Origin of the sequence: Acinetobacter sp. EKM10A (genome assembly GCF_011075215.1) — a bacterium.
Classification (GTDB): domain Bacteria; phylum Pseudomonadota; class Gammaproteobacteria; order Pseudomonadales; family Moraxellaceae; genus Acinetobacter; species Acinetobacter baumannii.
Window position 1 is genome coordinate 211,982 of sequence record NZ_JAALLK010000001.1, and the last position, 15,189, is coordinate 227,170.

General features: G+C 35.3%; 16 protein-coding genes and 1 tRNA gene. 9 read left to right on the forward strand and 8 right to left on the reverse strand.

Annotated features, from left to right (window positions below; all coding sequences use genetic code 11):
* Positions 1-7: 7 nt before the first annotated feature.
* From G9371_RS00985 to epmB, 3 genes are read right to left on the reverse strand one after another with little or no spacing between them, the layout of a single operon-like run.
* Positions 8-2,116, reverse strand: a complete 2,109-nt coding sequence (locus G9371_RS00985) for an EAL domain-containing protein (RefSeq protein WP_086221449.1) — start codon at positions 2,114-2,116, stop codon at positions 8-10.
* Complete coding sequence (locus G9371_RS00990) at positions 2,113-3,858, reverse strand: hypothetical protein (protein WP_029424568.1); 1,746 nt, start codon at positions 3,856-3,858, stop codon at positions 2,113-2,115. The genes G9371_RS00985 and G9371_RS00990 overlap by 4 nt, the downstream gene beginning before the upstream one ends.
* Positions 3,859-3,873: 15 nt before the next feature.
* On the reverse strand, positions 3,874-4,890 hold the full coding sequence (gene epmB / locus G9371_RS00995) for an EF-P beta-lysylation protein EpmB (RefSeq protein ID WP_000611579.1): 1,017 nt from the start codon (positions 4,888-4,890) through the stop codon (positions 3,874-3,876).
* A gap of 73 nt (positions 4,891-4,963) precedes the next feature.
* On the opposite strand from epmB, the gene efp reads away from it, so the two are divergent.
* The 8 genes from efp (at position 4,964) to G9371_RS01035 (ending at position 11,645) form a co-directional block, all read left to right on the forward strand.
* Positions 4,964-5,533, forward strand: a complete 570-nt coding sequence (efp, locus tag G9371_RS01000; RefSeq protein WP_000035083.1) for an elongation factor P — start codon at positions 4,964-4,966, stop codon at positions 5,531-5,533.
* A 166-nt stretch (positions 5,534-5,699) separates the two neighbouring features.
* The gene (locus tag G9371_RS01005) at positions 5,700-7,796 is read left to right on the forward strand and encodes a carbon starvation CstA family protein (RefSeq protein WP_000380470.1); all 2,097 of its coding nucleotides are present in this window, start codon (positions 5,700-5,702) and stop codon (positions 7,794-7,796) included.
* A 2-nt stretch (positions 7,797-7,798) separates the two neighbouring features.
* The gene (locus G9371_RS01010; protein ID WP_001009533.1) at positions 7,799-8,101 is read left to right on the forward strand and encodes a YbdD/YjiX family protein; all 303 of its coding nucleotides are present in this window, start codon (positions 7,799-7,801) and stop codon (positions 8,099-8,101) included.
* 168 nt (positions 8,102-8,269) lie between these two features.
* A tRNA-Val gene (locus G9371_RS01015) sits at positions 8,270-8,346 on the forward strand.
* A gap of 177 nt (positions 8,347-8,523) precedes the next feature.
* Complete coding sequence (locus tag G9371_RS01020; protein WP_029424567.1) at positions 8,524-9,738, forward strand: tyrosine-type recombinase/integrase; 1,215 nt, start codon at positions 8,524-8,526, stop codon at positions 9,736-9,738.
* 37 nt (positions 9,739-9,775) lie between these two features.
* Positions 9,776-10,156, forward strand: a complete 381-nt coding sequence (locus G9371_RS01025; protein WP_017724954.1) for a hypothetical protein — start codon at positions 9,776-9,778, stop codon at positions 10,154-10,156.
* A 336-nt stretch (positions 10,157-10,492) separates the two neighbouring features.
* Positions 10,493-11,419 (forward strand): phage/plasmid replication protein, II/X family, encoded by a 927-nt coding sequence (locus tag G9371_RS01030; protein WP_165471249.1) that lies wholly within the window; start codon positions 10,493-10,495, stop codon positions 11,417-11,419.
* Between the two features lie 16 nt (positions 11,420-11,435).
* Entirely contained in the window at positions 11,436-11,645 is a 210-nt protein-coding gene (locus tag G9371_RS01035; RefSeq protein WP_029424565.1) for a helix-turn-helix transcriptional regulator, read from the forward strand.
* Positions 11,646-11,721: 76 nt separating this feature from the next.
* Here G9371_RS01035 and G9371_RS01040 read toward each other — a convergent pair whose 3' ends face one another.
* Positions 11,722-12,126, reverse strand: coding sequence for a helix-turn-helix domain-containing protein (locus G9371_RS01040; protein WP_029424564.1), 405 nt, complete (start codon positions 12,124-12,126; stop codon positions 11,722-11,724).
* 106 nt (positions 12,127-12,232) lie between these two features.
* Here G9371_RS01040 and G9371_RS01045 point away from each other — a divergent pair, with 106 nt between their 5' ends.
* A complete protein-coding gene (locus G9371_RS01045; RefSeq protein WP_029424563.1) occupies positions 12,233-13,207 on the forward strand; it encodes a hypothetical protein in 975 nt (324 codons plus the stop codon).
* A 279-nt stretch (positions 13,208-13,486) separates the two neighbouring features.
* Here G9371_RS01045 and G9371_RS01050 read toward each other — a convergent pair whose 3' ends face one another.
* The 4 genes from G9371_RS01050 to G9371_RS01065 are packed head-to-tail and all read right to left on the reverse strand — an operon-like array spanning position 13,487 to position 15,054.
* Positions 13,487-13,768: a type II toxin-antitoxin system RelE family toxin gene (locus G9371_RS01050; protein WP_029424562.1), complete on the reverse strand. Its 282-nt coding sequence runs from the start codon at positions 13,766-13,768 to the stop codon at positions 13,487-13,489.
* On the reverse strand, positions 13,758-14,006 hold the full coding sequence (locus tag G9371_RS01055; RefSeq protein ID WP_029424561.1) for a type II toxin-antitoxin system Phd/YefM family antitoxin: 249 nt from the start codon (positions 14,004-14,006) through the stop codon (positions 13,758-13,760). The genes G9371_RS01050 and G9371_RS01055 overlap by 11 nt, the downstream gene beginning before the upstream one ends.
* Positions 14,007-14,008: 2 nt before the next feature.
* Positions 14,009-14,398: a hypothetical protein gene (locus G9371_RS01060; RefSeq protein WP_029424560.1), complete on the reverse strand. Its 390-nt coding sequence runs from the start codon at positions 14,396-14,398 to the stop codon at positions 14,009-14,011.
* A gap of 59 nt (positions 14,399-14,457) precedes the next feature.
* Positions 14,458-15,054 (reverse strand): recombinase family protein, encoded by a 597-nt coding sequence (locus G9371_RS01065; RefSeq protein WP_029424559.1) that lies wholly within the window; start codon positions 15,052-15,054, stop codon positions 14,458-14,460.
* Between the last annotated feature and the right edge of the window lie 135 nt (positions 15,055-15,189).

The following is a 15,189-nucleotide window of genomic DNA, read 5'->3' on the forward strand; positions in this document are numbered from 1 at the left end:
AAGACCATTATTGGTCTTGTACATCTGTTAAGCGGTCAAGTTTTTTCTGAAAATAATCACCTTGTAGAAAGCGCGCTTCTACATTCCATGCATTGGCAAACAGGTTCATATCATTCAAGTGAGCTAATAAAATTCCAATCGGTTTTACAGTCAAATAGTTCAATATTTTTTCTTGTAAGTTATTAAGCCCTTGGTCTGAGCTTAATAGATCAGTTTTGCTGGACTGTAATTTTACAAGTTGAATATCAAGCTGCTGTAATATTGAATCGCTATACATAGAAGAAGCAAAATCTCGAATTGAAATTTCCGCACCATGTTGGCGTAAGCGAGCAATGTGCTGTTGAGCAATTGGGAGATAAGGCTGAAGAGCTTGTTCTGAAAATTGCAAAATCAGTGGGCTTTCAATTTTACTTCCGATAATAGTCAGTAGTTTGGAAATCAGCTCAGGGAATGTTTTATCTTTCAGCAAAATATCAATATTAAGGTTAATAATGAGTTTCGCTTTAGGATACTGAGCAATGAAATTATGAAGCTGTTTACACGCTTCTACCAATATCCAGCGGTCTAACTGAATTGAAAGTTCTGCATCTTCTTTAAGATCACTTAAATCATTTAAGTCATACCATTGTTCACCCGCAATAAAACCACTTGTCACTTCATAGTTATGAGTTTCTTGGTCATGCTTATCGTAAATTTGCTGGTACTTCAGATGTATTTCGCCCTGAGCTAGTTTTTGTCTTAACTGCTGGAGCAAAGAGGACTGAGGCGTATGGTCAAAATGTTCAATTGTTAAATCAAGAGGAACAGCTTCAATGCTCGGTGAAACCGTTTTTTCTACTGTTGGCATTACTTCAAGTTGAGGTGTAACCCGAGGTAAATCCTGTTTTTCAGCCTCGTTCAATAATGAGCTAAAAGAGTTCTCAGTTAAGGGCTGGTTGAGAAAAGCATAACCAAGCTTTAACTGCACTGAAAAGTTTTGCTCATTTACTTTTAACAAATGTTCTTTTTGCAAAGTTTGTAAACTCGTTAGCTGTGAGTTTAAAACTGAACTATTTTCGGCTTGTAAAATCCCGACATAACTACCCAAGTCGACTTGGAAAATTGGCATCTGTGCATGGTCTTTTAAAAAACCATGGAGCTGATTGAAATATTGTCCTAAAGTTTGCCAACCCTGTTGAAAAAGTCGTTCTGGGCACTGTGCAAGTCTAAATAAAACAACGGCGTTTGCTTGGGCAGGGTGGGTCGATAAATGACGATTAATCTGCGGCCAAGCTGCACTCAACCCAACACTTTTTTCGGACGGAGTACTATTTGCTGGAGTAGTTAAATCAACTTGATAGTCGATGGTGAGTTGTACCGCGTCTTCTTCTTGGCTTGGAATAAACTCGAGTTTTAGCGCATTATTACCCGAAATAGCCTGATGCTGACTCTGAATTTCAAAGCGTGCTTGATCGAACTGGCCTAAAGAAATTTTCTTAAACCGCTGCTTAAAAATATTTAAATCGTTGGGCTGTAAGACATCTAAAATCGGCAATCCGATAATGTCTTCTTCTTGTTGAAAACCAAAAAGATTCAAATATTCGGTATTTGCCTTAATGTGGATGCCTTCTTGAAAAATAGCAACCGCTTTATGGCTGTTGTCGACCAGCGTTTGCGTATGCGTATGAATGGTATCAAGCTCGGCCAAAAGACGTTGTTCCGTCTGTAAAAGGCGGCTGTATGACAGTGCCCGAACCAAAGTAATATAAAAATAATCTAGCGGTTCTAATGGGACTACATCATAAATCCCTTTTTGAATATAGCTTTGATATTGCTGCGCTTGGTAATCGTCTGGCTGTAAAAGTAATATTGGAAGCTGCGGCTGTTCTGAGGCTTGAACAAGGGAGAGAGTTTGTTCAATTTTCAAATCATAGGCGCGACCAAAAATAATGACATCCCAAGATGTATTGAGCTGCTTTTCAAAACTTTTTAAATCATCAAGTAATAAGGCATTAACTTGATAATCATTCCCCGATAATAAATTTAAAATTTGGTTATAACGTAACTGGTTATCATCAATAATGAGTAAACGTATTTCAGTACGTTTTAACCTTTTAGATAGTAAAGAGTTTCTCACTTTAATGCTTCCCATAAATCTTGGCTATTCACGGTGTTATTCTTTTTCAGCATGAACTGATCAAGCAGGTACTGTTGCTGCTCATTCAGAAGCTCAAATTGAAATTGAATAAAACTTTGAGTAATGAGTTGTGCTTTGAGTAGATACACTTTGATTTCTTCTGTCCCCAATCGTAAATGAATTGTTTGTTGCTCTCTAAAAATTTGAGACCCCGGTAAAATAAGCGTGTTTTGTATTTCTTCTAGGTTTTGAGTTTGTAGTAATAGTGCAGGGTGATAATTACGCGTATGACGCTCTGCCTGAATATGTACAGCGCAAGGGAACATGGCCTGTGAAAGAATTTCTAAACCCAGTTCCAGACTTTTTTCTGTAGATTGCTTAATCCAGCGAATTACACCGCCACGCCACTGACCATGTAGCGTTTCCTTCACTAAAATATATTCGCCGGTTCTTAAGTTTTTAGGTGCTTCTCCGGACCATTTAATACGATAGCCATTAACACTAATATCAAGCACGGTAGTTTGATAAATGGTTTTACTCTCACGGCTTAAGCGTTGATAAGACGAGGTTTGTTGTTCTTTTCTCTCTAAATTGGATAAGACTTTCGATTCACTTTGTAAATTATAGTTATTACTCAGTTGTAGCGTTTCTTCAAAGTTTTTGGCTTTAGATAAATAAAAATGTGCGGTACTTAAGCCAAAACAGATTTGTAAAGCTGCATTATATTCATAACGCTCATGACGGCGCTGTGCTGTGGTTCCCAAAATCGTTTGAACATGGAACTTTAATGCGGGACTTAAATAAATCTTTTCATTTTTAGACATATATTGAGCATTTTTATGCATGGTGGCAGTGACATGCTCAAGCAAAGCTTGCGTGCTAATAAAAATACTTGGATTGAAATTTGAGCTTTGTTTCTTGTTATATACAGGCGGATGATCTTTAGTCGGGTCGACCACATACTTTGTTGAAGCAGTGTCTTTCGGCAAGATCTGAATCATGCGTGCCCAGTCAAAACTACATTGAAACAGGGCCTGAATTTCTGACTGGCGAATCTGATTGGTGTTAAAAATATCTAATAAAATAAGCTGCGCATAAGCCTGCGTAATATTGGCTAGCGGATGCTGTACACCTTGAATATGATTAATATTGGTTAAATGATATTTGTATTGAACCGCTGTTTCATAAAGCTGGTGGGCAATTAACCATTGACCTTTTACAGGTTCGCTATAGAGCATATGCTGTTGATATAAAAGATTGGTCAACTGCTGCAATGCGTGGAATGTCGCCAGAATTCGTGCGGTTTGTAAATTTTTCTTTTGTTTAAAAGAGAATAAAGAAAACTTCTGCTTTTGTAGCTGTTCGTGGCTTGTTTGCGCAATATTTAAATAAATACTGGCAAAATAACAGCGCAGAAGCATGGCCAGTTCAATAATGTGCTCGTTACGGTCAGTACTAATGACGCCTTGGTTAAAGAAGTTTTTTTCTAAACTTGCCAACACATTATTAATGGTTGGGTGAAGTGTCTGAATTAAGTCAAAGCGTAAGGTTTCACTGCAATTTAACTCATTCAGCTCCAAAATTGCTGTAAATAGCGCTTTTGAAGTATCACCCAATTGCATAATAGAAAGGGTAGTGACCCACTCATTAAGATCTTTAATGTTGGCTTCACAAAAGCTTAACCGTTCACGAGTAAGTGCGGTTTGATTGTGAAAAATGTCCGAAAGCGCATTATTCATCATCACTTATTATATAACTCAAAAAGTTGTAGCCCCAAAAAGCGGTGTTTTATTCTTTTCGCCCGCAATTTCCCTGACGAGTTTAGGAACCAAATATCCTGGTAGGCTCGCTAACACGTCTTGATATATCGCATCTATTTCAGATGGTATTAAATCAAAATGTTGTGCGCCTTTTACTTTATCTAATACATGTAAGTAATATGGCATAACGCGAGCTTCAAATAGACGATAACTTAAATCAGTTAAAGTTTGAGCAGAATCATTCACCCCTTTAAGCAATACTGCCTGATTTAGAACAGTAATGTGGTGTTCAGATAGCTGCAACAATTTTGAACAAGTAAAGTCATCGAGTTCAGAAGCATGGTTTGAGTGTACCACCAGAATAATACGCAGCCTACTGTTTTTTAATAAAGAAATAAGCTCTTCGTCGATACGGTTTGGAATGACAATTGGAACGCGTGAATGAATTCTCAGAATCTTCACTTGTTTGAGAGATGATAAACGTTCTAACCAAAGCGCTAATTTACGGTTAGAAAGCGTAAGAGGGTCACCTCCGCTTAAAATCACTTCGTTAATATCGGGGTTCGACTCGATATAATTTTTAATGTTTAGCCAATCTTCATTTTTAGGTAAATTTTCCTGATAAGGAAAGTGACGGCGGAAGCAGTAACGGCAATGGACCGCACATGCACCGGTCAAAGTCAGTAAAAAACGAGATTTATATTTATGTAAAACACCCGGTAACTGATTGGCTGCTTCTTCACCTAAAGGGTCGGTGACAAACTCAGGATGTTCCTCAAGTTCTAAATGATGTGGCAACACTTGGAGTAAAAGCGGATCAAGAGGATCTTTAGCGTTCATTTTTCCGACGAACGCACGCGGAACACGCAATTTAAACTTTTCAGAAGCCAGAATCGCCCCTGATAATAGCTGATCAGTGGATAACTCGAGCAGGTTCAACAACTCTAAAGGATCGGTAATAAGGTCACTGAGTTGTGATTGCCAGTTTTGCTCTTGGTGTAAATAGTTTATCATGCGACACGATTAAGATAATGCAACAGCGCATTATATCGCATAGTTGACTTGTTAAGTTTGGAGTGTGCCAGTCATGGCCAATTATTCTACAAATGATTTCAAGCCAGGCCTTAAGGTCATGCTTGATAGTAACCCATGTTCAATCATGGAAAACGAATACGTAAAACCGGGTAAAGGCCAAGCGTTCAACCGTGTAAAATTACGTAACCTTAAAACTGGTAAAGTTTTAGAAAAAACTTTTAAATCTGGTGATACTTTAGAAGCTGCTGACATCGTAGAAGTAGAAATGAACTACCTATACAACGATGGCGAAATGTGGCACTTCATGGACCCAGAAAGCTTCGAACAAATTGCAGCTGACAAAACTGCAATGGGTGATGCTGCTAAATGGTTAAAAGACGACTCAAATGAAACATGTACAATCATGTTATTCAACGGCGTTCCTTTAAACGTAAATGCACCTAACTTCGTTGTGTTGAAAGTTGTTGAAACTGATCCGGGCGTACGTGGTGATACTTCTGGTGGTGGCGGTAAGCCAGCTAAGCTTGAAACAGGTGCGGTTGTTCGTGTTCCGTTATTTGTTCAGCAAGAAGAAAGCGTTCGTGTAGATACTCGTACTGGTGAGTATTTAGAGCGTGCATAATAGTTAAAAAATAAACTATTATCGAAGGGATGATGTCAATCATCCCTTTTTTTATGCGAAAGTATAAGAGGAAAAAGAACAAAGGAGGAGTAGAGTCACAAGGATTGAGCAGAGAACAGTACATAACAATATAAAACTGCTGTAATTATTTATTGAGAGGTTAAGAATGGACACAATGCAAGCGAAATCTACGCTTCCCTCCAAATTGGTCTGGAGCCTAGTAGCAATTATAGGTGCTATTTCTTTCGGGATGCTGGCGCTAAGTCGTGGTGAACATGTTAATGCAGTATGGTTGGTACTGGCAGCTGCATGTGTGTATAGCATCGCATATCGATTTTATAGTCTATTTATTGCAACTAAAGTATTTGAATTAAACCCGAGACGGTTAACTCCTGCACATCGTTTAGCCGATGGCTTAGACTATGTGCCAACAAATAAGTATGTACTGTTTGGACACCACTTTGCCGCGATTGCCGGCGCAGGGCCATTAGTCGGGCCGATTTTGGCTGCACAAATGGGCTTTTTACCGGGCACCATCTGGTTATTGGTTGGTGTGGTTCTGGCGGGTGCGGTACAAGACTTTCTAGTTTTATTTATATCAACACGCCGTGATGGCCGTTCACTGGGTGAAATGGCAAAGCAGGAGCTTGGTCCTTTTGCCGGTATTGTGGTCATGTTGGGCGCACTTGGGGTAATGATTATTATCCTTGCGGTATTGGCTTTAGTTGTTGTGAAAGCACTTGCACATAGTCCGTGGGGTGTCTTTAGTATTGCAGCCACTATTCCAATTGCATTGTTCATGGGCGTTTACATGCGCTTTATTCGTCCGGGACGTATTGCGGAAGTTTCAATTATTGGCTTCGTTTTAATGATGCTGGCAATTGTGTATGGTGGACATGTTGCCGCAGATCCATATTGGGGTGAGTTCTTCACTTTAACTGGAACACAGCTCACTTGGTGTCTCATCATTTATGGTTTTATCGCATCGGTACTACCGGTTTGGTTGTTATTAGCACCACGTGATTATTTATCTACTTTCCTTAAAATCGGGGTTATTCTTGGTTTGGCAGTCGGTATTGTGATTGCATTGCCTGACCTTAAAATGCCTGCTGTTACCCATTTTATTGACGGTACAGGTCCAGTTTTCTCAGGTAGCTTATTCCCGTTCTTATTTATTACTATTGCCTGTGGTGCCATTTCAGGTTTCCATGCGCTGGTATCGAGTGGTACGACACCAAAACTTGTTGATAACGAAGTCAATATCCGCATGATCGGTTACGGCGGTATGCTTATGGAGTCTTTTGTCGGGATCATGGCGATGATCTGTGCGACAGTATTAGATCCAGGTGTGTACTTTGCGATTAATGCGCCAGCAGCAGTGCTCGGTACAACCGTAGAATCTGCAGCGGAAGCTGTACGTAATTTAGGCTTTGTTGTTACGCCTGAAATGTTGACGGTTTTAGCTCAAGAAGTAGGTGAAAGCTCAATCCTTTCACGTACGGGTGGTGCGCCTACCTTTGCTATTGGTATGGCTCATATCATTTCTGAAATCTTTAACAGCCGTGCCATGATGGCATTCTGGTATCACTTTGCGATTTTATTTGAAGCATTGTTCATTTTAACTGCGGTAGATGCAGGAACACGTGCTTGTCGTTTTATGGTGCAAGACACGGTTGGTATTGTTATTCCGGCGGTTAAATCTTCAGGTTCATTCTTTGGTAACTTGTTAGGTACAGCCGTTGCGGTAGGTGGATGGGGCTTCTTCGTCTATCAAGGTGTGATTGACCCACTTGGTGGCGTCAACTCATTATGGCCTCTATTTGGTGTGGGTAACCAAATGCTGGCTTCGATGGCACTCATTTTGGGTACCGTGATTCTGTTCAAAATGAAAAAAGAGAAGTATGTGTGGGTGACGATCATTCCAACCATTTTCTTGTTCATTACCTGTATGACAGCAGGGTGGCAGAAGATTTTCCACGAAAACCCGAAAATCGGTTTCTTAGCTCAAGCACATAAGTTCTCCGATGCGATTGCTCGCGGTGAAATTCTTAAGCCTGCAAAAACCATTGCCGAAATGCAAACTATTGTGATGTCGAACCAGATTAATGCTGCACTTTGTGGCTTCTTTATGATTGTATCGATTGTCATGATTATTGCCTCAATTGGTATTGTTCGCCGTGCTTTAGCAAGTCCAACACCGACTGTAAATGAAGCACCTGCGGTATATACCGATCCTGAAGTGGTTACCACTCGAGGAGAATAAAGATGAATTTTAAATTTGCAAAAAATGGTACTGTCATTATTGCGAAAATCATCAAAATGACCGTGCTTTCGCAAAAAGAGATATTGCTCTCTCCAAAGAACTGGTCACGTATCGCAACCTTGTGGCAGCGTTTACAGCAAAGCTTCCGACTCATGGTTGGTGTGCCGGACTATCAAACGTATCTGGAGCATATGAAAGCCCATCATCCAGATTTAACACCTATGGATGCACAAACTTTCTATCGACATTGTGTTGATGCAAGATACCCATCGGCAGGTGGTACTTTGAAGAAGTGTCCTTGCTAAGTTGAGCTTAATATTTGGCTAAACAAAGACGGTATGTGGTTGAACCATGTACCGTTTTACTTTTTGGGAAATGAAAAAGAGTTTGCTCAAAGTCTGCTCATTTGTATTTTTTTCACTGGTAAATCACTTGTTTTGCTTTTGAAAAATGAATATGATGCTTTCCATCTTAGGCGTATAGCTCAGTTGGTTAGAGCGCTACGTTGACATCGTAGAGGTCTCCAGTTCGAGTCTGGATATGCCTACCAAAATATTAAATTTATATGTCTATGTATCACGATATATAAGCTAAAAAGCTCTAAATATTATGTATTTAGAGCTTTTTTATTGCTTTGTATAACGTTATATGAATAGATATAGCACTTCTGAATTTGTATCATCTCATGTATCATTTAAATAAATCTAACTCATGATACAAATATTAAATGAAAAGAGCAGCAATTAAAAAAAGACCTTTATCGGATACGATTTTAGCTAATCTAGAACCAGAAGAAAAAGATTATAGAGAACGTGATACAGGACAACTTTATTTCCTAGTACAAAAAACTGGCAAAAAATCTTGGCAATTGCGATATAAAAATGAAAAAGGGGCTTGGTCTTGGAAAGGGTTAGGGGCATATCCAAATGTGAGTGGAGCGATAGCAAGGCGTAAAGCGAATGAGTTATCTATCAAGATAGGAAATGGCGAACTTATAGAAACACGGAAACAAGTCAAGAATAAACAACAGGAAATTGCTCATAGGAAGTTTCATGTTTTAATGAGTGAGTGGCTAGACACTAAAAAAAAATCTTGGGGAGAAGACACATTTGAGAAAGCGGTAATGTCGATTAATCGGCATATCATTCCTAAATTTGGTGAGCGAGATTTTGCTGAAATTACACCTAAAGAGTGGCTTGAATTTTTTCAAGGCCTACAGCGTGGCTTGAATATCCATACTCAAGTTAAGAAATTATCCACTTATTGCCGAAATGCTTACGACTGGGCGAAGTTCCAAGGAAAAATAAATTCTAATCCAATCGATGGCATGACCAGGTTTTTAGATAAAAATACTGGCGGTAATATGAAATTCGTTGAAATAGCTGAATTTCCAAAATTAATCAAAGATATTCGTACTCATCATCAACGTAAATTAGCGATTGGTTTAGAGTTAATGGCTTTATTATTTCCTCGTCCTGTAGAGTTACGTTTTGCAACTTGGAACCAATTTGATTTTGATAAAGCAATTTGGGTTAAACCTGCTGAAATAATGAAAAAGAGAATCGTCCACGCTGTACCTTTGCCTAAACAGGCAATCAAATTGTTAAAGGAGCTAAAAGACTATAAAACTGAATCTGATTTGTTGTTTGCTGGTAGAAATAGCCTAAGTGAGCCTATCTCTGATAATACTTTTAATATGGCTTTAAATCGTATGGGGTACAAAGGTCGTCAGAATCCGCATGGTTTCAGGCATATTGCAAGTACAGCATTAAACAATAAATTTAGTGATAAAGAGCAAGTAGTCGAAGCATGCTTAGCTCATATGAAAAAAGGTGTAAAAGGGGCTTATGATAAAGGATCGCATTTTGAAGAACGTGTTGGAATGATGCAATGGTGGGCTGATTATATTGATCAACTATTAGAAGAACAAACATTAGTTTAGTCTGGATTTTAATAACTTTAGCCTTGAGTATTTTTATATGAAATTATTTTTTAAAGATATAATTCTTTATGAAGGTATTCGAAAAGTTGAATTATCGAATATCTATAAGCATGAAGAAATTATTGATGAACTTGATCCAGAATCAATAATGGCCGAAACAACTAGTGAAAATGAGATAGTGTTGATTCAGGCAGAACGAAACTGGTCGGGCTTTGGGTTGTTTTATCCAAAGCTGAGTATGATAGCTAAGTTGGAATTATTGAAGAATATACCTAAGATTTTTCTATTAGATAAACGTGACTCTGCTATTAGTGTATTTAATGAAATTGGTAAAGTTGTATTTGATTATATAGAGTACGAGAGAGAAGTAGCTAAACTAGTTTTCTGCGGGGCGTACATTTATGATGAAGATGAATAGATAGATAATTCAACGTGAAGTTTCAATTATGTGCTTAACTAACAAAGACCCTTAGAAAGTTTGTAAGTAAATAACCAAAAAAATATTGAATAAAAAATAAGTATAAATAAAGTGGATTTTTAGAAATTTGACAAATAAATTTTGTGCTATTATTATTCGTCACCTCGGAGTGATAGTGAGTTTAATTAAAAATATTATATATTGATTCTATGTAAAATAAATTATTATAAAAAACTTAATTCTATATTAATAGTACAAATGTATCATTATGATATCTTATTTTATTAATTTAAAAAGACTATCACTATTTTTAAACCTTAAAATAGTGAGTATATTATGAAAAAAAATAAATTAGAAATTGATTATCTTGAAGTTGTAGTTGATATTAATCATAAGCCAGAAGAAGTAGCATCATGTTATCAAATTGTTAGTGATGAAAAATATAACTTTGATGAATCAAAAATTAAATATCGATCAAAAAAAATATTATCTGAATTTGATAGTATTATAACATTACAATCATTTTCATTGTTAAATGATTATAATTCTAAATTAAAGATCAGTGGTAATTTTTATAAATGGTTGAATGGTCATAATGTGACAGGTTGTGAAAATTTAATAGATTTAGTTTTACAGACTATTGAGAAATTGAAAAATTTAAATTTAGTCGATCCAACAAAAGAACAATTAGAAACTATTCGTCTCGGTAATTTTAGACTTTATAGAGTTGATGTAAAAAGAGACTTGGTTTTTGATAGTAAGCAAAATGCTATTCAATATTTGTCTACTCTTAGAAATTTATCGACTTATCCAAAGCAGAAAAAAACAATATTTGAGAATGGCATCTATTTTGGTTTTACTTCTAAGCGTTGGTCTATTTGTAATTATCATAAAGGTCAAGAAGTTAGAGATAACTATAAAAGATCTAAGACAAGTTTAGAATTACAAGCATTAGCTGATCTTATGATTCGTCAAGAAATAAGAATTCAATCGAAGCAATTAGATACATGGGAACTACGTTTTGGCCACCAATGGCGTGATTTAAATAATATTGAGAATTTTTTTAAAAATATACTTGATAAAATATATATACCAGCAATTAATCTTAAAGATTCAAAAAATAATATTTGTGATAAAAGTGATAGAAAATTCTATAATTGTGTTATCAACGGCGACCATAAAGAAGTTTACTCAAGAGCAACTATTAGTAGAAAAAGAAGAATTTTCTTAGATAAATATAATATTGATATAAATAATGTATAAATTGAGAGGGTATAAAATGAAAAAATTAAGATTAACAAAAAAAGAAGTTTGTTATATGCTTTCAATTAAAGCTGATAAGTTAAGAAAGCTAATAATAGAAGATGAGACCTTTCCACGCCCAATTAAAGATGGTCAGAATAGACAATCAGCAGTATATTTCGATTTTAATGCAATTGAAGCGTGGTGGAGAAATAGACTAGAAAATCCATTAGATAATTTCGTATAAAAATAAAGAAGTAAGATTTACCCATATCTTGCTTCTTAATATAGTTTTTTAATTCTATTGCTATAAATCAATAATTTTACTTTTCTTTATATTTATCTGATAAAGCAATGATCATGTCTCTAATAATTTTCTTATGAGATGCTGAAAGCTTCATATAAGCTTCAAATATTTCTTTATCTTTATAACCTAATTCCTGTTGCCAAGTTGGTTCTAGATGTTGGTTTATTTTTTGAAAATTTCCTTCGAAAACTAGTTCTTCTGGAGGTACATTGAGCCATTTTGCTAGAGCTAATAATTTATCACCAGACGGGATAGACTCTCCAATAAGCCACTTACGCACGCCGTGTAAAGTCATAGGTTTACCAGAGTAATTCAAATTGAATTCTCTTTCCAAGACTGAGGCTTTAGGTTCATAACCCTTTGATTGCATAGCCTGAATTAAGCGTTTTGCAAATAAGGTTTTTTCATCATCATTTTTCATTCTCCAAAAATAATTAACTTAACTGATAGTTACGTAACTGTTGACAAAAGTTACGTAAAAAATTAACTTTAGTTAACTTTTATTTAAATTAAAAATTGGGGAACACATGTTAAAAAATAGTCCATTGTTTATTTTGAAGATTTCAATCTTAACTTTATTTTCAATTTTTTTATCTTTTCTTATTTCATACTTGGATATGATTAAGATAGAAAATATATCTAATAATCAATCTATAAATATATTGTTAATTTTTTATTTTATTGTTGGAGTAATATTTTATTGTTTAATTTACTTTTTAAATAAGCGTAAGAATGCGGCAAAAAATATATTAGTTCTCTTGGGCGTAATTGGAATAATCTCATATATATATTCTATGTTTTTTTTAGAGTATTCTAAATTTCAGGGATTGTTATATTTGTTGGTAATTTTTCTTGATTTTTATACATTAATTTTATTGCTTGGAGAGGATGCAAATAATTTTATTAAGAAAAATTATATTGAAAATAATAATAAAGGAAGTTTTAAAATATGGTTTTCTGCTTTGTCAAGTTTAATTCTTGTTGTATTGTTTAGTGCTAAATTTTTGAATAATTATGAATTTAAACATAAAGCAGATATGGAAAATAAAAAAAGCTTAGAGAGCGAAATTATTTCTGATAAAAAATCAGATGTTGATTTAGAAAGTTTGGTATCAGATAGTAATCCAAATTATAATGATGAAGGACTCTCTAATGAAAATTCGGAAACATCAAATAATCAAATATTTGACCCTACAGTTAACAATATACCTGTCGCTGTAAGATTTAGTATTAATGATGTTAATACCTCAATTTATAATAAAACTGCGTATAATATTGTAATTCAAGGACGTGCTGATAAGGAAATTATAATTAATAATGTAGTTTTAAATAGAGGAAATAAATGTGGTCTTTCCAAATATGCTCGAGAAAAGCAACTGCCAGTAATTTTAAAATTTGGTGAATATATTGAATTGTCTATAGGTGCTTGTGATGCTCAAATGGTTCAAGAGATAGAAATTGAAACTAATTTTGGAAATTATATGTTTAAGCCTCAAGTTTAATTTTAAGCTGATAGGGCATATATTGGAAAGATTATCCAGATTTTTTATTTTATTCTACTAGTCAAGAAATATTGTTTTTAAAGAACGGCGGACTTAACTACTATTAGTTGTTTTAGTGTTTGGGGAATAAATTTTAGTTAATATAACTATAGAAAGTTACTTGTTTTGATAATTATTATTAGGCATTTTTATCAAAACGAGTAACTTTCTCTTTTTCAGGATTAATGTCTGATCAGATCTGAGCTAATAGAAATAATCCCCTTAGTGAAATGCTCAAGGTTATCGTGAGCCTGCTGTATTGTAGATTGCATTATTTTCACGTCTGCCTACAGCAATTACTAATACAACAACCTCATCATCTATGACCTCATAAACCAAACGATAGCCAACACTACGAAGTTTGATTTTATATCGGTTAGGATGCCCTGATAGCTTGTTCTTAGGGATTCTAGGATTCTCTAAGACTTTCATCAGTTTCTTTTTCATTGGTTGCTTAATACTAGGATTAAGCTTATTCCATTCTTCTAATGCTTCTTCTAAAAAGTCTAAGTTATAGCTCATTTATGTTTACTCGAATACGCTTTTGATTCGCACGAGTATCTGCAATTTTATTGAGTTCTAAGTCCTCTAGCTGTTCAATCATATTTTCATATAGATCAGCAGGAATACAGTAGAAAGCAGGGGTATTACGGTTAAGAATAGCAACAGCTTCACCTTTACCTGCTAATACAGTATCCATAGGACTCTTTTTGAGTTCAGTAATACTTGCAGTCATTCGTGCATGGATTAGTTGAGTCATGGTTAAGCCTCTATGGTATTGATTAACTGCAATTTTGGTTGAATAACTACTAGATGATTTGGATGTTTGATTTCTGCATACTTCGTTAGGGCTTGTTTGAGTTTGCTAAGCAATGATATATCTTTTGAAGATAATACAGATCGTAGGTAAGGCATTACATACTGTAATACCTTCAACCAGTTCCGATGAATTACTACAGCTCTAGCTTGAGTATCATCTTCAAAGTCATCCCAAGAAAGAATACTCAAAGCTCTTTCAAGTGTCTCATTTATGCTATGAGCTTTTTCATTAGATGAAGTTGTATGCAAATTTTTCTCTTCCAATAAGGCAAATAGCTCTCTTAATTCATGCATACGAGCTTCATCTTCAATACGAGAACGTTGTGGATTCATACATGCTCCTGTCATAGAACACAAAATAGCACAATTAAAAGCACCTTTAAAGATGCTTTTTAAATACTTTTAATTACTCGATAAACGGTAGCGACTCCACATCCAACGGCTTTAGCTATTTCTTCTTTTGTCAGTCCTTTATTAACTAACTCTTTGATTCTAGCATGTTTAGCTGTATCTGCTTTCTTGCCACTTGGCTTGTATCCACTTCTCTCTAAACCTTGTTTAATTCGCTCCCTACGCTTGTCATTGTCCAATCTAGCCATAGTTGCCAATAAATCTATAAGCATATTGTTTACAAGGTTCAGGATAGAGCTTGTAATGGTATCGTTTAATCTAATAAGCATGTGTGTAGTTGGTAGATCAGCTACAACCAACTTCAATCCTTTTTCTTTTATGCGTCCTTTCAGCACATCAAAGTCAGTTTGAGAAAGCCTAGATAGGCGGTCTACGCTCTCAACTAGTAACGTATCGCCGTTCTTTGATTCATCTAATAGCTGATTTAATACAGGTCTATTCAACTTAGTGCCTGATTCATTCTCTACATACTCGTTCACATCACCTTTAATGGATTTAGCAAACTCTCTTAAATCATCTAATGCCCTTTCTGCATCTTGGTCTTTAGTACTGGCACGTACATAAATTCTAGTTGTCACTTCTCATTTAACTATGTTTTGTTAAGTATATTGATAATACTATCATTTAATATAAATATATAGTCTATTGATAGACAAATTATCATTTAATTTTATTATCTTTTGAGTATAGTACTTTGATAGGCTACTCTCTAC